Here is a 17,501-nt window from a genome sequence, read left to right as displayed (position 1 = left end):
TCAAGGCAGTGCCATGTCGTGGATGCGGGCCAGATCGCCGACGAACTCGGCGTAGGCGGCCTTGCGGTCGGTGGAGCGCAGCACCGCCGACGGATGCACCGTCGCCGTCACCTGATAGCCGGGACGATCGAGCACGACGCCGCGCAACTCTCCCACCGTGGTCGAGGGGCCGAGCACCGCCTTGGCGGCCACCGAGCCCAGGCACACGACCAGATCCGGTGCCACCAGGTCGAGTTCGGCGGTGAGCCACGCCGAACAGGCCACCACCTCGGTGCGGCTCGGTTGTTTGTGGATGCGGCGTTTGCCGCGTTCGACGAACTTGAAATGCTTGACCGCGTTGGTCACATACACCTCATCGCGGTCGAAACCGGCCTCGGCCAGGGCACGATCGAGCAGCCGGCCCGCCGGGCCGACGAACGGATGGCCCGCGCGGTCCTCCTGATCACCGGGTTGTTCGCCGACCATCACCACCCGTGCGGCGGACGGGCCCTCACCGAAGACGGTCTGGGTGGCCTCGCGGTACAGCTCGCAGCCGCGGCAGCCCGCCGCGGCCTCGCGTAACTGCTCGAGATCCGCGTCGGGCGGCACGAACTCGGCGGCACCGGGCGGCTTCTGCGCAGCGCGCCGCGCGGTGGTGCTCATCGGTGAGCCCTACGACCGGCCGAGGGCCTTGGCCAACTGCGCCTTGGACATCTTCGACCTGCCCTTGATGTTGCGCTGTCTGGCCTCGTTGTACAGCTGGTCGCGGGTCGGGCCCTTCGAGCCACTGTGCGAACGCTTGCCGCCACGATGCTGCGGCGAGACATCACGGGTGGAGGAGCGGCTCGCGGTCTTGGACTGACCGGATTGGGCGCGGTTCTTGTTGACCGTGCGGGCCGCGATCTCCTTGGCGCGCTTGGTGCCCGCACCACGATCCTTGGCCGAATCCTTGATGTGCTCGTACTGCCGTTCCTGTTTGTCGGTCCATTCCTTCGGCATGACACACCTCCTGTCTGCGGGACGGGTACCCGCCTCGCGCGTGAACAATCAACGGCTCAGACAACCGGTCCGGTGCGGGCCAGCGTGGCGTTGACCGCATCGATCTTGTTCTCGATTCGTTCGAGATCTTCGGCATCGACGGCGAACAGCCAATGCTTGGCGCCGAGCAGCAGAATCGCCTGGAAAATCAGCTGCAGCCACTCGCTCTGCCAGTTCTCGAAGGTGCTGGCAAAGAAATTGTGCAGGTAGCCGCCCCATTCGAAGGGCTGCCCGAGCGCTTCCTGGGTGCTGCGGTAATCGCTGAGCTGGGTGACGAACTGCGCGGCCCACGAGCCCGCGAACAACAGCACCAGCAGATACACCGCGCCCCAACGTCTGAAGTGGGTCATATCGCAGCGATACCCGGCACGGCCGCGGATACGCAGGTCACCGTACCGGCGCTGGCCGGCCGACCCGTGCCTCGAGGCTGGGAGCCGCGCTCAGGTCCGTGCGGTGAGCTCACGCATCGGTTTGTCCAGTTCTCGCTGATAGAAGTCGATGAACCCGTCCGGATCGGGGCCGGCGTTCTGCATCACCAGATGGTCGTACCCGGCATCGACGTAGTTCTGCGCCGCCGCCAGATAGCGGGCCGGATCGGGCCCGCAGGCCATCGCCTCGCGGATGTCCTCGACGCGCACGGTCGTGGTCGCCGCCGCGAAGTTCACCGGATTCGGCAACTCGCTCATCACCTTCCAGCCGGTCACCGCCCAGCGCGACGTTTCATGCGCGGCTTCGGCAGCACTCTGCTCATCGGGCGCCCACGCCATGCCGACCTCGGCGTAGCGCGGCCCCGTCCCGCCCGCCGCGCGATAGTCCTCGACGATGCGCGCCTCGGGCTCGGTGGCGAACAGGCCGTCGCCCAATTCGCCGGCGATCCGGGCGGCGTCGGGTCCTCCCGCGGCCACCGCGATGGGCGGTGGGCTCTCGGGTAGATCGAAGACCCTGGCATCGGAGATCGACAGATACCGCCCGTCATAGGACTGGTAGCCGCCACGCCACAGCAAGCGGATGATCTCCAGCGCCTCGCGCAGCATGTCCTGACGCACCGCGATCGGCGGGAACTCCCGCGCGACCACATGCTCGTTGAGCCGCTCACCGGAGCCGATGCCGAGGGTGAACCGGCCCTGCGAGATCAGCGCGAGCGTGGCCGCGGCCTGCGCCACGATCGCCGGGTGATACCGGATGATCGGGCAGGTGACGCCGGTGGCGAGACCGATCCGCTCGGTGCGGGCGGCGATGGCGCCGAGCGCGGTCCAGGCGAAGCAGGAATGGCCCTGGTTGTCCAGCCACGGATGGAAATGGTCGCTCATCTCCACGAAGTCGAAGCCCGCGGCCTCGGCCTGCACCGCTTGCCGGATCAGCTCCTCGGGGCCGAACGCTTCGGCCGCCAGTTTGTACCCGATCTGCATGGTTGCCTCCTGTCGTTGGTGCCTGGGGCGTGGGGCGAACAGGTCCTCAGCGCACCGCGCCCGGGCGGCCCACGCGCGCCGGCTCGGGCGCCGACCGCAGGTCGTAGATGGTGTACGCGGCCCGGATCACCGGCTGCGCGACATTGCGGACCCGGATCCCGCCCGGGGTGGTGCCGTGTTCACGTCCGGCGTGCGCATGCCCGTGCAGGGCCAGGTCCGCTCCCGCGTCATCGATCGCCTCGCCGAGCAGATAGGAACCGAGGAACGGATAGATCTCGGGTGGTTCGCCGTGCAGGGTATCGGTGACGGGGGAGTAGTGGGTCAACGCCACGGTGACGTCGGCGTCGCAGCCGGCCAGCGCCACCCGCAGCGAATCGGCCAGGGCCACTGCGCGTCCGGCGAAATCGCGCATCATCCGCTCACCGAACACACTGGCGCATTTGCCCGCGAAGCCGCCGCCGAAGCCGATGGTGCCCGCGACGGCGAGCGTCGAGCCGTCGATCTCCACGGTCGTGGCGGATCCTTCCAGCACCGTGATGTTGTGCCCGCCGAGCAGATCGGTGATCTCGTCCTGCGCGTCGCTGTGATAGTCGTGATTGCCGAGCACGGCGATCACCGGCACCGGCAGATCCGCGAATTCTTCGGCGACGACGCGGCCCTCGTCAACGGTCCCGTGTTTGGTGAGATCACCGGCCAGCAGCAGCACATCGGCGCGCTCGGGAAGCTGCTGTAGCGCCGGGCGCAGCAATCCGCGTGAATCGGTCCCCAGATGAATGTCTCCGACCGCCGCGATCCGCATGCCTGCCAACTCCTTCCGCTCGATGGGCCGTGCCGTCAGCGCAACTCCTCGCTCGGCCCCGGCTGGTTCGCCGTGCCCACCCGGACCTCGTTGTGGATGCGGGCCTCTGGCACGAGTTCGCGCACCGCGTCTTCGAGCCGCTGTTTTCGTTCGGCGCTGGTGACTTCGCCGTCGAGGACGACGACACCGCCGCGGATATGGATCTGCACACCCAGTTCGGCGGTGCGCGGATCCTCGGCCAGCGCGCGGCGCAACCGGGCGACCAGATACTGCGGCGGAGTGGATCCGGGATCCTGGGTCACTGGCATCAGTTGCCTCTTCCGGTGTCGGCGATCCCGAGATCGTCGATGAGCCCGAGGAACGCTTTGGCGTAGGGCGAATGTTCGGTCTGGGCGCGCACCGACGGCCAATCCACCTGTTCGCGCAGATCGCGGGCGATGCGCAGCAGCGGGCTGAGATCGAGCCGGTGCGCGCTGAAGACGAGCAGCTTGTCGACCATCAGATCGGTGCCGGAGATGACCGGCGCCCGGGTCGGGCCCACCGGCATCACCTCGGCCCGCGCCAGCATCTCGTCGGTGACGGCGCGGTCGTTGGGGCGGTGGACGACGTCGATGAGGGTGTCGCCGTCGTAGGCCTTGGTCAGCCAGTCCTCGGCCGCGTCGGCCACCCGCAGGCCCGTACGAGCCAGCACGCTGCGCACCTCGCCGATATCGGCGGGCCGGACGAACAGGTCCACATCATGGTCGGAGGCGGGCCCGCCGCGCGCGTACACCGCACAGCCGCCGGCCACCGCGAACGGTATCCCGGCCTCGGTCAGTGCGTTCGCCGCGCGGGTGAGCGCGTGCAGCAGCTGGTCGATCGTCGGTGCCATGTTCGGGGCCTACCCGGGTTCACGGTGCTCAATCGCGGGCCGCGCTCACCCGAGCGAGATCACCAGCGCCACCGCCACCACCAGGAACACGGCCACGACCAGGACCGTCACCAGAATCGCCGCGATGCCGGTGAACGGGAAATGATGGCGGGTGTCGGGTTCGGGCGCCGACAGACCGGAGGTCTGCGGCGTATCCGGCGGTGTCGCGCCCGGCGCGACCCCGCCGCCGGGTTCGAGATCGGGAGTGCGGGACGGATCGGGGTCCATAGACGTCATGACAGGCCTACTCACCGTCGTTGTCCGGGGTCAACGGCTCATTCGGATGTTTTCCGGTCGTCTTGCGGTAGATGATCACCGCCGCGACCGCGATGGGAATTGCGAGGATCACGAGTAGCTCCATGATTGCCGCGTACCCGGTGCGGTCCCGACCAATCGGCAGAGCGCGGTTGTTCGCGCCGACCGCAGGCCGACCTCACTCCTATGCGCCGAGGAGCGACCGACTCGACTGGACCGGCTGTGAGAAATACCCCGGATGGGTACCGTCGGGGATATGGGCCCCGATCACGAATCGAACCAAGACCCGACCCCACGCACCGACGAGAGCGCTGAGCTGCCGAGCAGCGGTCCGGCCCGCGGCGCGGCCGCTGGAGGCGCACCTGCCCACGGTGAGGGCCATGAGAAGCACGGGGGCTATCGGGAGGACCACGGCGGTCACCGACGGCGCGGGCACGGTGATGCCGGCGGCCAGGGCGAGCACGCAGGCGGTGGAAATGACGGGCGCGGCGATGCCGGTCATGGCCCGCATACTGGGCGTGGTGGGCACGGCCATGCGGCTCATGGAGGGCACGAGGCCGCCGGTCACGCCGGTCACAGCGACACAAGACACAGCGGGCACGGCCACGCTGGGCATGCCGGGCACGGACAAGCCGGCCACGCCGGCCACGGGGATCATGTGGCACAGTTCCGGCGGCTGTTCTGGTACATGCTGGTGCTGGCGGTGCCGGTGGTCGGTGCGAATGCGATGTTCGCGGATCTGCTGGGGTACGAGCTGCCGCACAATGGGCCGGTCACCTGGATTTCGCCGGTGCTGGGGACGGTCATGTATGTCTGGGGCGGGCGGCCGTTCCTCGCCGGCGCGGCGGGCGAGATCCGGGCGCGACAGCCGGGCATGATGCTGCTGATCGCGCTGGCCATCACGGTGGCGTTCTTCGCGTCGTGGGCCGCGGTGCTCGGCCTCGTCTCCCATGAGCTCGATTTCTGGTGGGAGCTGGCGCTGCTGATCGTGATCATGCTGCTCGGGCACTGGATCGAGATGCGGTCGCTGGGGCAGGCGTCGAGTGCGCTGGAATCGCTGGCGGCGCTGCTGCCCGACGAGGCCGAACGGGTCGACGGCGACGACATCACCACCGTCGCGGTCTCCGAGTTGTCCGAAGGCGACCTGGTGGTGGTGCGCCCGGGCGGCCGGGTGCCCGCCGACGGGGTGGTCGAATCCGGCAGCGCCGACGTCGACGAATCCATGATCACCGGCGAATCGGTCGCCGTACGGCGCGCGCCGGGCGATCGGGTCGTCGCGGGCACCGTCAGCACCGATTCCGCGTTGCGGGTCCGGATCACCGCGGTCGGTGACGATACCGCGCTGGCAGGCATCCGGCGTCTGGTCAGCGAGGCGCAGAACTCGTCGTCACGAGCACAGGTGCTCGCCGACCGGGCCGCGGGCTGGCTGTTCTGGTTCGCCGCGGGAGCCGCGGTGATCACCGCGACGGTGTGGCTTGCCCTCGGCGAACCCGACGCCGCCGTCACCCGCACCATCACGGTCCTGGTGATCGCCTGCCCGCACGCACTGGGGCTGGCCATTCCGCTGGTGGTGTCGATCGCGACCGAACGAGCGGCCAAGGCGGGGGTACTCATCACCGATCGTCGTTCGCTGGAGGCGATGCGCACCGTCGACGCCGTGCTCTTCGACAAGACGGGCACGCTCACCAAGGGCGAACCCGCGGTGGTCGATATCGCGGGCGGCGACGGATACGACGCCGATCAGGCCCTGGTACTGGCCGCTGCCGTCGAAGGCGACAGCGAACATCCGCTGGGGCGCGCGATCGTCACCGCGGCCGAACAGCGCGGCGACCGCGTTCCGGCCGCGACGGATTTCGCCGCCCGCAACGGTGTCGGCGTCACCGCGCGCGTCGACGGCGCGAAGGTCGGCGTCGGCGGGCCGGGCATGCTCGGCGAACACGGCCTGTCCGAACTGCCGGAAACCGCTGCGTGGGCGGCACAGGGCGCCACGGTGCTGCACGTCATCCGCGACGGCGCGGTGATCGGCGCGCTCGCCCTGGCCGATGAGATCCGCCCGGAATCGCGCCAGGCCGTCGCCGCTCTGCACGAGCGCGGTGTGCACGTCGCCATGATCACCGGTGACGCCGCCCCGGTCGCGCATGCGGTGGCCCGGCAGCTGGGTATCGACGAGGTCTTCGCCGGTGTGTTGCCGCAGGACAAGGGCGCCAAGGTGACGTCGCTGCAAGCGGCGGGCCGCACCGTCGCCATGGTGGGCGACGGCGTCAACGACGCACCAGCGCTGGCGCAGGCCGATGTGGGCCTGGCCATCGGCGCCGGCACCGACGTGGCCATCGCCTCGGCCGGCGTGGTGCTGGCCGGTGACGACCCGCGCTCGGTGCTGTCGGTGATGGCACTCTCGCGCGCCACCTATCGCAAGATGATCCAAAACCTCAGCTGGGCAGCGGGATACAACTTGGTCTCGGTGCCGCTGGCCGCCGGCGTGCTGGCGCCGTGGGGGTTCACCCTGCCGATGGAAGTGGGTGCGCTGCTGATGTCGGCGTCCACGGTGGTCGTCGCGATCAACGCCCAGCTGCTGCGCCGGCTGGATCTGCGCCCGGCGGCAGTGCTCGGGTCCGACGGGGCGCGCGCCGATTCCCCGGCCCCGCAGGAACTTCCGGCCGCTCGATAGGCAACAGCCGATCGTGGCCACCGCGGCCCGGCCGCAGCTCAGTCGCCGGTGTCGTAACCGAGTCGCACGTCGTGCGACACCTCACCGCCGGACACCATCACCTGCCCGGAGACCGCCGGATATCCGCGCGCGACGATCGTGTACCGGCCGACCGGAAGATCCGGCACCACGTACCGTCCGTGCTCATCGGTGCGGGTGGTGGCGGTCAGTTCGCCGGTGGCGTCGAGCACGGTGATCTGGGCGTCGGCAACGGTGCGGCCGTCCTCGGTTGCGGCCGTGCCGACCAGCACCGCCATCGGCGTGAGCTCGATATCGTGGCGCAGCACACCGGTGTCGGGCACCGCGAGGGTGCTGGCGTCCGGGCGCATATGGTCGGCTACTGCCACCAGCGTGTAGGAGCCAGCGACCACGCCTTCGCACACATAGCCGCCGTCCGCGCCGGTCACCGCCGCGGCTACCACCTCGCCCCGCTGATCGGTCAATGTCACGGTCGCACCGGTCAGCGGATCTCCGCTGCCGGCCGAACGCACCACACCGGACAGCCGCCCGGACCCGAGCAGCGTCAGATCGAGTCGCTGCGGCTGTGGCCCGACGGTCACATTGACCGCGGTGGGCTGATGCCCGCTCGCCGACGCGATCAGCACATAGCTGCCCGCGTCCGCGGTCGGGAAGGCGAATGCGCCATGCGCATCACCGGTGGCGCGCGCGGCCTGACGGCCCTTCGGATCGATCAGGGTGAGCGCCGCGTCGGGGACCGGCTGCCCGTCCTCGCGATGGACCCGACCGGCGATCGCGACGTCCTCGCCAAAGTCGCCGCGGGGCGCGAACGCGGCGGTCACGCTGGCCTCGGGCGCGCTGTGACCGTTGGACTCCGCGTGCCTGGCCGCGGCGGCGGCCAGCACCGGCTCGGGCTCCGACAGCGCCTGCGCGGCGCCTTCCCACACCTGATCCTCGTCCCAGGACGAAGCGGCTGCCTTGCCGGTCGACGCCGCATCCGGTGCGGTCGCCGGTATCGGTGCGTCCTGGAGCGGGATCTCCTTCATGAACATCAGCACCACACACGCCAGCAACGCCACCGCGGCCGCGGCATAGAACACGCCCTGCATGGAGTCGGTGAAGCCGGTCAGGATCGGCGCCCGCACCTCCGGCGGCAGCGTGGCGATCACACTGGTGTTGCTTTGCAGGTCGCCGAGGGCGGCGGCGTCGAAGCCGGGCGGCAGCGTGCCGCCGAACGCGTCGGTGATCTTGCGCGGCAGCAGATTGAACAGGATGGTCAGGAAGATCGCGACGCCGAGGGTGCCGCCCATCTGCCGGAAGAACGTCGCCGATGCCGTCGACACACCCATATCCGACCGCGGGCCCGCGTTCTGCGCGGCGATGATCAGCGTCTGCATGCAGGCGCCGAGCCCGAGCCCGATGACGCCGCCGTAGACCAGCGGCTGCCACAGTGCGCTGTCGTAATGCACCTGCGCGTACAGCACGGCGCCCACCGCGATGATGAAGGTGCCCGCCACCGGCAGGATCTTGTAGCGGCCGGTGCGTTTGGTGATCTGCCCGGCCACACCGGAACCGATCATGATGCCGAGCACCAGTGGCAGCATCAGCAGCCCCGCTTTGGTGGGCGAATACCCGCGCACCACCTGGAAGTACTGCGGCACCATGGTGATCGCGCCGAACATCGCCACACCGACGATGAATCCGCCCGCGATGGTGACGCTGAACGTCGAGTTCTTGAACAACCGCAGCGGGATCAGCGCCGCGTCCTTCATCAGGAACTCGATCAGCACGAACAGCAGCAGCCCGGCCGCGCCGATGCCGTAGCAGGTCAGCGCCTTGTGCGAATCCCAGCCCCAATGCCTGCCCTGTTCGGCCACGATCAGCAGCGGCACCACACAGATCGCCAGGGCTATCGCGCCGAGCCAGTCGATGCGGTGGTTCTGCCGTTGATGCGGAACATTGAGCACCTTCGCCACCACGATCATCGCCAGCACCCCGACCGGCACGTTCACCAGGAACACCCAGCGCCACCCCTCGATACCGCCGAGGATGTCGTAATCGGAGAAGAAGCCGCCGAGCACCGGGCCGAGCACCGTCGCGCCACCGAAGACGATCATGAAATAGCCCTGGTAGCGCACCCGTTCGCGGGCAGGCACGATGTCGCCGATGATGGTGAACGCCAGCGACATCAGCCCGCCCGCGCCGAGACCCTGGAACGCGCGGAACGCGGCGAGTTGATACATCGAGGTGGCGAAGGTGCAGGCCACCGAACCGATGACGAACAGCCCGATCGCGATGAGATAGAACGGTTTGCGACCGTAGATGTCGGCGAGCTTGCCGTACAGCGGTGTGGTGATGGTCGCGGTGATCAGATAGGCGGTGGTGGCCCACGCCTGTTCGTCGAAGCCGTGCAAGCTGTTGGCGATCTTGACGATCGCGACGCTCACGATGTTCTGGTCCAGCGCGGCCAGGAACATGCCGAGCAACAGGCCGGAGAGAATCGTCAGCACCTGCCGATGTGACAGGGTGGTGCTCTCGCCGGTCTCCGGGGGCCCCGCGTCCGCCCGGGTGGTCGATGTGGTCATGTGAGCCCTGATTCTGGTCTGGTAGCCGTGGCTGGGGAGCGCGCGCTGCGGCGCGGCCGTCGACCGGATGGGCGGCGCGTGATCAGGCTGTGCGCCCCAGCAGAATTGTTTAGCAACAGCAACTAGTTGCGTCGGCCAACTATACAGTTGCCGGATGTGTCGGCCGTCACCGGGTTCGCGCGGGCTTGTGCGCACCGTCGATGGGAATCAATGGTTTCGCCGACAACGGTGCATCGACTATGAATGTGGGGTGCCACAGCCACGTGTGATCGTCTGCCCGCCTTCCGATCCGTGCCGCAGGGAGTCGATGTGACCATCGAGCACCCCATCGCGCGGCCCGTCGAGGACGAGGTCTCACAGCTGGCGCAGCGGGTCGAGAAAGCCCGCGGCCGGCTGGCCTACCAGTTCGATCCGGCGCTCACCGACGCGCTGTCGGAAGAAGAACTGCGCGCCGAACGCGAACTCGCCGAGCGCATTCGCGTCCAGGACCGGGCACAACGCTGGAAACAGGCCCAGGCGGCGGCCGCCGCCGCCGACCGTGCCAGGCAGACCACCGAAGAAATCGAGAAGGCCGACATTCGAGATCTCTTGTTAGCCCGCAAGGCAATCGCCAACCAGCAGCGCGAATCCAGTCCGCACGCCAAACTGGCCTCGCTCTACCGTCACCGCTCGTGGTCGCTGCGCGCACTGGCCGGTGTGGTGGCGGCGGGCATGTTGTGGTCGGCGGTCAATGTGCAGCACAACATCGCCCCCGGCGGGCCCGGCGACCCGCTGTACTGGTTCAGCTATCTGATCGAGGCGATGATCAGCGTCTGCCTCATCATCATCATGATCGGCACCAACAAGGTCGCCGAATGGGGTGTGGTCGACAACCGCCAGAAGGTCGCCGCCGCCGAAATCGCCCTGCTGGCCCTGACTGTCAGCCTGAACACCTACCCGTATGTGCGTGACGCGCAGTGGTACGAGGCTGCCGTGCACGCCGTGGCTCCGGTGATGATCGGCGTCGCGTTGCTCATCCACGACGCCGTCAGCGCCCGGTACGGTCTTGCCATCGCGCGGGCGACCGAGCAGGTCAGGGAATTGCCGGATCCGGCCGAGCAGATCCGCAATCGGCTGCCCGACATCAACAGTTTCCGGTTGAGCGCGCCGGATTACGCGTTGCAGCAGCCCGCGTCGATGGATCCCGAACCCGCGGTGCGGGAGGAGGTTCCGGCCGAGGCGGCGGAGCCGGAGATCGAGGGTGAGGCCGCCGAGGCCGAGACCGAGGTGCTCGAGCAGGAGCCTGCCGCAGAGCCCGCGCCGAAGGCGGCTTTCCGTAGCTCGGGCAAGCCGGCGACGCCGAAGATCCCGGTGTCGTTCGACGACGATGTGTTCCTCGGTTCTGCCGAGAAGGCGCCGGCCTCGGCGACGCGTGCCGGCACCAATGGTGTCGCGGCCGAGAGCAAGGCTGCTGCCGGCGCGTCCGATGGTGCGCGGACGGCCGAGCAGCGTTCGGTGAAGACGAGCGAGCCGGTGAACGGCGCTGCCACCACGTCGAGCGCGAAGGTGGGCGCCTCGTCGAACGGTGCTGCCCAGCCGGTGTCGAAGCCCGCCGCGAAAGCCCCGGCGCCGGAGCCGCGCTCGACCTCGACGGCCTTCCGCTCGGCCGTGGCGCCGAAGCCGGCCGAGCCCACGGTGAACATCGACCGGCCCGAACCGGCCCCGGCGTTCAGCGCCGTCGCCTCCTCGGACAGCCCGAAGATCGGTGCGCTGCGTGGGCGCAAAGCCAAGAGCAAGGAGTCCGAGGCCGAACCCGCGCTGCACGAGGTCGTGCAGGCCACCAGCATCTACGACACCGGCCAGTTCCGCATCGCCGAAGAGCTGGAACGCGAACTCGCCGAGATGCAGGCCGCACGTCGTCGCGCCAGGACCAGCAAGCAGCGCTGACCGCCTGCCCTCGGCGTCAGGGTCGCAGGGCGAAGTTCGCCGATCGTTGCGCGCTCGGCCAGGGCGGCCACACCGTTGGCCCGTCGCCAGTTCGTGGACGGACGGCGCCCCCGGCGGATAGACGCAGGCCTCGCGCAGCGCGTCGCGTTCGCGCATGAGCGCGCCGACGATCTCGCGTGCGTGCTCATGAGCATGCGGATGTGCAGCCCGATCAGGTGGATCTGGTGGCGGAAGTCGCATGGGACGCGAAGTTTGTCCCGCACTTTTCGATGACAGGCGAAAAGAACGCGGCTACGCTGTCATTATTCGATAGGTGTCGAAGAGACGCAGCTGCGGTGCCGCTGGGGCGTTGGAAGTCCGCCGACCACCCCGCGATCGAGGAGATCGCGATCGATGATGTGCTGCACGCACTGGCCGACCCGACCCGTCGCCGGATCGTGCGCGCCCTGCTCGCCGACGGCGACAGACCGTGCGGCACCTTCGATCTCGACGTCGCCGCCTCCACCCTCAGCCACCACTTCAAGGCCCTGCGCAAAGCCGGCATCATCCGTCAGTTCGACGTCGGCCGTCAGCGCATGAACACGCTGCGGCTGGACGAACTCGGCACCCAGTTCCCGGGTCTGGTCGACTCGATCCTGTCGATGTCCGAACCCGACCGCTGAGCTGCCTCAGGAGTCCATCATGCCGACGATCATGTTCGCCCGGATCGCCGCCGTCCCGGTCAGCGCCTGGCTCATCGCCCAGTTGACCTTCGATACCGCCTATCGCACCGACAATATCTTCGCCGCACCGGATTTCGTCTTCTCGCTGGTGCTGCTGATCGCGGCCTTCCTGCCCGCTCGGATCGCGCTGCCCGCGTTGACCGCGGGATTCTTCTTCGGTTCCGGCGTCATCACCGTCGCCGCGCTCGACCGATTCCACCGTGCGCAATTCGGCGCCGGGATCCTCGACCTCGTCATCGCCGCGATCTACCTGACGTGCGCCGCATTCCTCGTGGCGCGCACAATTCGTCGGATCGAGCCCGCAGGCTAGGGGACCGGTGTGTGGACCAGGATCTCCAGCCGGACGAAGGTCTGGTCGTAGGTGCCGTCCGGGGCGCGCAATTCGTCGACGGCGTCGGCGAGTTCCTCGGCCAGGCGCGCGTGTGCGGCCGCGGGAGCCTGCCGGGTGAGTGCGACCGCCGCGGTGGTGCGCAGCATGGCGGCCAGCTCGTCGCGGGTGAACGGGCGACGCTGCGGCACCGCGCGCACGCCGTCGTCGGGGATGACGAATCCGGCCGCGGCGAGCAGTTCGGCCACGGGCGCCGGCTCCGGGAACGGTTCGGGCGGGCGCAGGTCATGGGCGCGGGCGACGCGCTCGAGCAGGCCGATCACCCCTGGCGCGTTTCCCGCCGCGGCAGACTCGGAGTGATACCAGCCATCGGGACGCAGCACCCGGTGCACCGCGGCGAAGACCCGCGGGTAGGCCGAGATCGGCAGCCAGTGCAACATCGCGCGGCTCACCACGAGATCGACCGTCCCCGGCGGGATCAGGCCATCGAAATCCGTGGCCGAAGCGGTGAGGAACTCCAGGTTGGCGCCGGCCCGACGCCGAGCGGTGGCGAGCATGGACGGGTCCTGATCGACTCCGATGACCAGTCCGTCGGGAACCGATGCGCTGATCTTCGCGGTGAATTCCCCGGTACCGCACCCGAGATCGACCACCGTGTCCCACGCCCGAGGCGGATGGCGGGCCAGAAACCAGTCGTCGACCGCGCGATGATGCTCGGCGGCTGCCGAGTACTCCTCGCCACGCCACCCCCCACCCGCCGAACCGCCGAGGTTCATATCTTCGATGCTAATCCCGCGCCGCATCCTCGAGCTCATCCGGCGAGTAGAACCGGCGCCCGCCCGGACCGCCGGAAACCGACCACACTTCGGTGATGAACCCGCCGGTGGCGCGGAGGATGTCGGTGCCGCTCACGTCGATCACAGATCCGTCGGCAGCGGTGAAGCGCGCGCCGTAGGGGCTGGCTACCAGGCCGGTGCCGGATTCGTCCATGTCGATGACGAAACTGCCTTGCGGCGCGAAGCGGAGATCCGGGCGCTGGTGCCGTAGCCGGGCGATCTGGGCGGTGAAGGCCGGCCGATCGCGAATGGAGTCGTAGTCGGCGGCGCCCGGCTGGGCGTACCGCAGGGTGAATTCCGGCGCTATGATCTCCTCGACCAGCTGGAGTTCGCCATTCCACATGTCGGTCCACTTATCGAACAGTTGGACAGCGGCTGAGCTCATCGACGGATTCTCTCATTGATACGGTCGCAACGAGAGGAACGTATAGTCTCACTGAGACGGTGTCAATCGGTGTGTGGAGGGCGACATGGCGGATCTCGGAGCGCAGGACCACATCGTGCTGGGCTTGATCGCCCGCCACGGCCCGCTCACCCCCTATGACCTGAAGGCCCGCATCGAGGAGAGCGTCGACTACTTCTGGCCGATTCCGCACGCCCAGCTCTATCGGATCCCGGTGCGTTTGGCCGAACAGGGTCTGCTGCGTGAGGAAGCCGAAGAAGGAGGGCGCAGGCGGCGGGTCTTCCACCTGACCGGCAAGGGCCGCGAGCGCCTACGCGAGTGGCTCGCCGATCCCGCGACCCCGCCCGCCGAAACCAGGGACCCGGCCCAGATCAAACTCTTCTTCGTCGACCTCGGCGATCCGGACGATGTCGTCGGCTTGGCCCGCCACCAGTCCGCGGAGCATCGCCGCTGGCTCGATCACTACCGCAAGCTCTACGACGCCATCGATCACACCGGAGGCGATGTGCGCGCCGTCGCGCGAGCCCGGATCCTCCAGCTCGGTATCGGGCATGAGCAGGCGTACGTGGATTTCTGGGAGGAGCTGGCCGCCGATCCCGAAGGGCCGGCGACTCGGAACAGCAAGTAGCGCAGGGTATCGCGCGGACGTGGGGCGCTCAGACATCTGAGTGCCCCACGTCGGATGCGTAGTCGGAGGTCGGCGGCCGCCGTCCACAGGAGCATCTGCTCGGATCAGCCTTGCGGGGTGCGCACGGTGAACGCCGCGGTGCGGACCGTGTCGCCGTGCTCGAAGTCGAGGAACAGCCGGTAGGTGCCGGGGCCAGGGACCGCGGTGTGGAACGAGATGTCCGGGCCGGGGGCGGTGACGCCGTCCGCCGGTTCACCGTTCGGGTGGACGTGGACGTAGGCCAGATCGCCGGCCCGGATGATCACGAGGTGACCGAATGCGGCGAGGTAGGGCTGCAGATCGGTGACCGGGGCACCGTCCCTGCGCACGGTGAGGGTGAGCAGGCTGCCCGCGCCGGTGGTGAGATCGCCCGCGAGCTCGACCTCGTAGCCGTCCACCTGGTACTTCCGGGCCGCCTCCGGAACCGGCCGAGGCGCGTACTCGCCGGCCACCGCCAGATCCGCGCCCAGCGTGATGGTCTTTCCGAGCGCCTGTGGCGAAATGTCGGTGAACACCCGATATGCGCCCGCGTCCGGCAGGTTCAACCGCACCGACCAGGTGCCGTCCGCCGACAGTTCCGGATGCACATGCCAGAACCCGGTCAGCTCGCGCGGCACGACGATCAGATGCAGTTGCTTGTCATGGATCGGGGTGTAGTCGGTGACCGGCCGGCCGTCCGGGCCGATGATCCGGAACCGGAAATCGACCTCGCCCGGCTGGATGATCGTGTCGGCGAGTTCGAGGGTGTAGCCGTCCTGGGTGATCAGGAGACCGCCAGGGAATTCTGATGCGCCGTGAGCTGAGTGGTCTGCATGGCCGGCGTGGGCCGCATGGTCCGCATGGTCGGCGTGCGCTGCGTGGTTCCCGTGCGCTGCTCGGTTGGTGTGGGCTGCGTGATCGCCGTGCGCTCCATGACCGCCGTGGGCTGCGTGATCACCATGATCGGCGTGCCCGGTGTGGGCCGTCAGTGCGGCGGCGTCGTGGCCCGCATGGTCGGCGTGAGCCGTGGCATGACCATCCGGTCCGGGATGGGTGGTGTGTGCCGAATGGTTGGTGTGGGCAGTGGTGCTCATGATCGTCGTCCTTACCGCTCGTCGTCTGTGGCTTGTTCGTCCGTTGCCACAAACCTATACCCCCTAGGGGTATCTAGCAACGCGTGGTTCGGTGATCCCGATCACACCGAGCGGACCGGCGAAAAATTTCGGCCGGGATGTCGATTCGCGTGCCCCCGGCTCCGACGTTCCGGGTGAGGATGGACCCGGACCGGTCCGTCACCGCACCAGACCGAGGAGCATCGATGAAGTACGTGATCCTGATTCATTCGAATCCGCAGCCGTGGGGGCATCCCACCGGCGATTTCCTGCCCGAGTTCCAGGCCTTGCCCGAGCAGGAGCGGGAGCGGATCAACGCCGATTTCGAGCGGCTGCTCACCGAGATGCAGGACAGGGGCGAACTGATCGGCGGTGAGGCGCTCGGGACGCCGGAGTCCGCTCGGCTGTACCGCTGGGACGACGGCAAGCCCCTGCCGACCGACGGGCCGTATTCGGAATCGAAGGAGCATCTGGCCGGCTTCTTCCTGATCGACGTCGACAGCCACGAACGCGCCGAGCAGCTCGCCGCTCAGTTCGCGGGTCCCGGCGAAACGGTCGAGCTGCGTCCAACCATGTGGCCGGGTGGCGAGGACCAGTGAGCACGGAGGCGGTGGGGCAGGTGTGGCGTCGCGAGGCGCCGCACGTGCTCACCGCCCTGCTGCGCAGGCACGGCGATCTCGGCGATTGCGAAGACGCCGCACAGGAGGCCGCCGAGGCCGCGGCCGTGCAGTGGGCGCGCGACGGGGTGCCGGACAACCCGCGCGGCTGGTTGATCCGGGTGGCGTCGCGAAGGCTGATCGACCGTCAGCGAGCCGATCTCGCGCGCATCGAACGCGAGGAATCGGTCGCCCACGCACGCCGCGCCGATGACGACCTCGCGCCTGCGGCCGACGCCGACCCACCGGCCACCGGCGATGACACCCTGCGCCTGTTCCTGCTCTGCTGCCACCCGAGCCTGAGCCGCCCCTCCCAGGTCGCGTTGACGCTGCATGCCGTCGCCGGCCTGACCACCGCCGAGATCGCCGCCGCCTACCTGGTGCCCGAGCGCACGATGGCGCAACGCCTCTCCCGTGCACGAACCGGATTACGCGCCGCGCAAGCCACTTTCGACTTGCCCGCGGCAACCGAGCTTCCGGCTCGGATCGCGGCCGTACTCGACGTCTGCCACCTCATGTTCACCGAGGGCCACACCCGAACCGGCGGCACCGCACTGCTGGATCCGGGCCTGGCGGGCGAAGCCATCCGCCTCACCCGCCAACTGCACCGCGTGGTGCCCGACCACGACGAGGTAGCCGGCGCCCTCGCCCTCATGCTGCTCACCCACGCCCGCGCGGCTACCCGCAGCGATCACGGCGATCTCGTCCCGCTCGCCGAACAAGACCGCACCCGTTGGGATTCCGAGCTGATCGCCGAAGGCGTCCGCATCCTGGAAACGATCCTGCCCCGCGGCCACGTCGGCCGCTACCAGCTCCAGGCCGCGATCGCCGCGGTCCATGCCGAAGCGCCCACCTGGGAGTCCACCGATTGGCCCCAGATCTGCGTCCTCTACACCATGCTGGACCGCATCGCCCCCAGCCCGGCCGTCACCCTCAACCGCGCCGTCGCCGTGGCCATGGCCTTCGGCCCGGAACAGGGGCTCGCCCTGATCGATCCGCTACTGGACGACCCGGCCATGCGCCGCCACCACCGCACCCACGCGGTCCGCGCTCACCTGCTGGAAATGACCGGCGACTGCGCCGCGGCTCTGGCGAGCTACGCGGAGGCCGCGCGCCTCAGCACAAGCCTTCCGGAACAGCGTTACCTCAATGCTCGAATGCGTTCTGTGGCTGACGGTCGGCGGTTTCTGTCGGAGGGGGTGATCTAATGGCGGGATCGGAAGGAGCCGAGT

20 protein-coding genes are annotated in these 17,501 nt (G+C 68.8%); 7 read left to right on the top strand and 13 right to left on the bottom strand.

Features of this window, described 5'->3' with window-relative positions:
• From AC5W7N_RS28160 to AC5W7N_RS28120, 9 genes are all read right to left on the bottom strand, one after another.
• Window positions 1–642: a UdgX family uracil-DNA binding protein gene (locus AC5W7N_RS28160; protein WP_194991036.1), complete on the bottom strand. Its 642-nt coding sequence runs from the start codon at window positions 640–642 to the stop codon at window positions 1–3.
• 9 nt (window positions 643–651) lie between these two features.
• Window positions 652–978, bottom strand: coding sequence for a plasmid stabilization protein (locus AC5W7N_RS28155; protein WP_163812577.1), 327 nt, complete (start codon window positions 976–978; stop codon window positions 652–654).
• 56 nt (window positions 979–1,034) lie between these two features.
• Complete coding sequence (locus tag AC5W7N_RS28150; protein ID WP_014350462.1) at window positions 1,035–1,367, bottom strand: DUF6766 family protein; 333 nt, start codon at window positions 1,365–1,367, stop codon at window positions 1,035–1,037.
• A 90-nt stretch (window positions 1,368–1,457) separates the two neighbouring features.
• On the bottom strand, window positions 1,458–2,426 hold the full coding sequence (locus AC5W7N_RS28145; protein ID WP_163812579.1) for a TIGR03557 family F420-dependent LLM class oxidoreductase: 969 nt from the start codon (window positions 2,424–2,426) through the stop codon (window positions 1,458–1,460).
• 46 nt (window positions 2,427–2,472) lie between these two features.
• Window positions 2,473–3,225, bottom strand: a complete 753-nt coding sequence (locus AC5W7N_RS28140) for a metallophosphoesterase family protein (protein ID WP_195021583.1) — start codon at window positions 3,223–3,225, stop codon at window positions 2,473–2,475.
• A 35-nt stretch (window positions 3,226–3,260) separates the two neighbouring features.
• A complete protein-coding gene (locus AC5W7N_RS28135; RefSeq protein ID WP_163812584.1) occupies window positions 3,261–3,533 on the bottom strand; it encodes a BON domain-containing protein in 273 nt (90 codons plus the stop codon).
• Window positions 3,533–4,096, bottom strand: a complete 564-nt coding sequence (locus AC5W7N_RS28130) for a nucleotidyltransferase family protein (RefSeq protein WP_194991039.1) — start codon at window positions 4,094–4,096, stop codon at window positions 3,533–3,535. The genes AC5W7N_RS28135 and AC5W7N_RS28130 overlap by 1 nt, the downstream gene beginning before the upstream one ends.
• Window positions 4,097–4,141: 45 nt before the next feature.
• On the bottom strand, window positions 4,142–4,363 hold the full coding sequence (locus AC5W7N_RS28125) for a DUF6480 family protein (RefSeq protein WP_014350467.1): 222 nt from the start codon (window positions 4,361–4,363) through the stop codon (window positions 4,142–4,144).
• 211 nt (window positions 4,364–4,574) lie between these two features.
• Entirely contained in the window at window positions 4,575–4,967 is a 393-nt protein-coding gene (locus tag AC5W7N_RS28120) for a hypothetical protein (RefSeq protein WP_195021584.1), read from the bottom strand.
• Between the two features lie 111 nt (window positions 4,968–5,078).
• Here AC5W7N_RS28120 and AC5W7N_RS28115 point away from each other — a divergent pair, with 111 nt between their 5' ends.
• The gene (locus AC5W7N_RS28115) at window positions 5,079–7,058 is read left to right on the top strand and encodes a heavy metal translocating P-type ATPase (protein ID WP_495924220.1); all 1,980 of its coding nucleotides are present in this window, start codon (window positions 5,079–5,081) and stop codon (window positions 7,056–7,058) included.
• 38 nt (window positions 7,059–7,096) lie between these two features.
• On the opposite strand, the gene AC5W7N_RS28110 is transcribed toward AC5W7N_RS28115, so the two are convergent.
• Complete coding sequence (locus AC5W7N_RS28110; protein ID WP_495922684.1) at window positions 7,097–9,640, bottom strand: MFS transporter; 2,544 nt, start codon at window positions 9,638–9,640, stop codon at window positions 7,097–7,099.
• Between the two features lie 309 nt (window positions 9,641–9,949).
• Here AC5W7N_RS28110 and AC5W7N_RS28105 point away from each other — a divergent pair, with 309 nt between their 5' ends.
• The 3 genes from AC5W7N_RS28105 to AC5W7N_RS28095 all read left to right on the top strand — a co-directional run bounded on the left by AC5W7N_RS28105 (window position 9,950) and on the right by AC5W7N_RS28095 (window position 12,598).
• On the top strand, window positions 9,950–11,566 hold the full coding sequence (locus AC5W7N_RS28105) for a hypothetical protein (RefSeq protein WP_495922683.1): 1,617 nt from the start codon (window positions 9,950–9,952) through the stop codon (window positions 11,564–11,566).
• A 200-nt stretch (window positions 11,567–11,766) separates the two neighbouring features.
• Entirely contained in the window at window positions 11,767–12,228 is a 462-nt protein-coding gene (locus tag AC5W7N_RS28100; protein WP_495922681.1) for an ArsR/SmtB family transcription factor, read from the top strand.
• Window positions 12,229–12,247: 19 nt separating this feature from the next.
• Window positions 12,248–12,598: a hypothetical protein gene (locus AC5W7N_RS28095; RefSeq protein WP_194990714.1), complete on the top strand. Its 351-nt coding sequence runs from the start codon at window positions 12,248–12,250 to the stop codon at window positions 12,596–12,598.
• On the opposite strand, the gene AC5W7N_RS28090 is transcribed toward AC5W7N_RS28095, so the two are convergent.
• Together AC5W7N_RS28090 and AC5W7N_RS28085 are read right to left on the bottom strand one after the other, a co-directional pair.
• Window positions 12,595–13,392 carry a class I SAM-dependent methyltransferase gene (locus tag AC5W7N_RS28090; RefSeq protein WP_495922679.1) on the bottom strand — a complete coding sequence of 266 codons (798 nt, stop codon included), beginning with the start codon at window positions 13,390–13,392 and terminating at the stop codon, window positions 12,595–12,597. The genes AC5W7N_RS28095 and AC5W7N_RS28090 overlap by 4 nt on opposite strands.
• Before the next feature lie 10 nt (window positions 13,393–13,402).
• Window positions 13,403–13,837 carry a nuclear transport factor 2 family protein gene (locus AC5W7N_RS28085; protein WP_495922677.1) on the bottom strand — a complete coding sequence of 145 codons (435 nt, stop codon included), beginning with the start codon at window positions 13,835–13,837 and terminating at the stop codon, window positions 13,403–13,405.
• 85 nt (window positions 13,838–13,922) lie between these two features.
• On the opposite strand from AC5W7N_RS28085, the gene AC5W7N_RS28080 reads away from it, so the two are divergent.
• Window positions 13,923–14,483: a PadR family transcriptional regulator gene (locus tag AC5W7N_RS28080; RefSeq protein ID WP_495922675.1), complete on the top strand. Its 561-nt coding sequence runs from the start codon at window positions 13,923–13,925 to the stop codon at window positions 14,481–14,483.
• 104 nt (window positions 14,484–14,587) lie between these two features.
• On the opposite strand, the gene AC5W7N_RS28075 is transcribed toward AC5W7N_RS28080, so the two are convergent.
• A complete protein-coding gene (locus AC5W7N_RS28075) occupies window positions 14,588–15,595 on the bottom strand; it encodes a DUF8832 domain-containing protein (protein WP_495922673.1) in 1,008 nt (335 codons plus the stop codon).
• A 224-nt stretch (window positions 15,596–15,819) separates the two neighbouring features.
• Here AC5W7N_RS28075 and AC5W7N_RS28070 point away from each other — a divergent pair, with 224 nt between their 5' ends.
• Together AC5W7N_RS28070 and AC5W7N_RS28065 are read left to right on the top strand one after the other, a co-directional pair.
• Complete coding sequence (locus AC5W7N_RS28070) at window positions 15,820–16,212, top strand: YciI family protein (RefSeq protein WP_195021592.1); 393 nt, start codon at window positions 15,820–15,822, stop codon at window positions 16,210–16,212.
• The gene (locus AC5W7N_RS28065) at window positions 16,209–17,477 is read left to right on the top strand and encodes an RNA polymerase sigma factor (RefSeq protein ID WP_495922671.1); all 1,269 of its coding nucleotides are present in this window, start codon (window positions 16,209–16,211) and stop codon (window positions 17,475–17,477) included. The genes AC5W7N_RS28070 and AC5W7N_RS28065 overlap by 4 nt, the downstream gene beginning before the upstream one ends.
• The last annotated feature ends 24 nt before the right edge of the window (window positions 17,478–17,501 follow it).

The organism is Nocardia sp. CDC519 (assembly GCF_059509835.1).
Note: the sequence above shows the minus strand (reverse complement) of the source record. Positions and strands in the feature narration are given on the sequence as shown.

Excerpts from the sequence above, each read along its gene's own strand:
- AC5W7N_RS28160 (WP_194991036.1), bottom strand. The coding sequence starts at position 642 with ATGAGCACCACCGCGCGGCGCGCTGCGCAGAAGCCGCCCGGTGCCGCC.
- AC5W7N_RS28155 (WP_163812577.1), bottom strand. The coding sequence starts at position 978 with ATGCCGAAGGAATGGACCGACAAACAGGAACGGCAGTACGAGCACATC.
- AC5W7N_RS28150 (WP_014350462.1), bottom strand. The coding sequence starts at position 1,367 with ATGACCCACTTCAGACGTTGGGGCGCGGTGTATCTGCTGGTGCTGTTG.
- AC5W7N_RS28145 (WP_163812579.1), bottom strand. The coding sequence starts at position 2,426 with ATGCAGATCGGGTACAAACTGGCGGCCGAAGCGTTCGGCCCCGAGGAG.
- AC5W7N_RS28140 (WP_195021583.1), bottom strand. The coding sequence starts at position 3,225 with ATGCGGATCGCGGCGGTCGGAGACATTCATCTGGGGACCGATTCACGC.
- AC5W7N_RS28135 (WP_163812584.1), bottom strand. The coding sequence starts at position 3,533 with ATGCCAGTGACCCAGGATCCCGGATCCACTCCGCCGCAGTATCTGGTC.
- AC5W7N_RS28130 (WP_194991039.1), bottom strand. The coding sequence starts at position 4,096 with ATGGCACCGACGATCGACCAGCTGCTGCACGCGCTCACCCGCGCGGCG.
- AC5W7N_RS28125 (WP_014350467.1), bottom strand. The coding sequence starts at position 4,363 with ATGGACCCCGATCCGTCCCGCACTCCCGATCTCGAACCCGGCGGCGGG.
- AC5W7N_RS28115 (WP_495924220.1), top strand. The coding sequence starts at position 5,079 with ATGCTGGTGCTGGCGGTGCCGGTGGTCGGTGCGAATGCGATGTTCGCG.
- AC5W7N_RS28110 (WP_495922684.1), bottom strand. The coding sequence starts at position 9,640 with ATGACCACATCGACCACCCGGGCGGACGCGGGGCCCCCGGAGACCGGC.
- AC5W7N_RS28095 (WP_194990714.1), top strand. The coding sequence starts at position 12,248 with ATGCCGACGATCATGTTCGCCCGGATCGCCGCCGTCCCGGTCAGCGCC.
- AC5W7N_RS28090 (WP_495922679.1), bottom strand. The coding sequence starts at position 13,392 with ATGAACCTCGGCGGTTCGGCGGGTGGGGGGTGGCGTGGCGAGGAGTAC.
- AC5W7N_RS28085 (WP_495922677.1), bottom strand. The coding sequence starts at position 13,837 with ATGAGCTCAGCCGCTGTCCAACTGTTCGATAAGTGGACCGACATGTGG.
- AC5W7N_RS28080 (WP_495922675.1), top strand. The coding sequence starts at position 13,923 with ATGGCGGATCTCGGAGCGCAGGACCACATCGTGCTGGGCTTGATCGCC.
- AC5W7N_RS28075 (WP_495922673.1), bottom strand. The coding sequence starts at position 15,595 with ATGAGCACCACTGCCCACACCAACCATTCGGCACACACCACCCATCCC.
- AC5W7N_RS28070 (WP_195021592.1), top strand. The coding sequence starts at position 15,820 with ATGAAGTACGTGATCCTGATTCATTCGAATCCGCAGCCGTGGGGGCAT.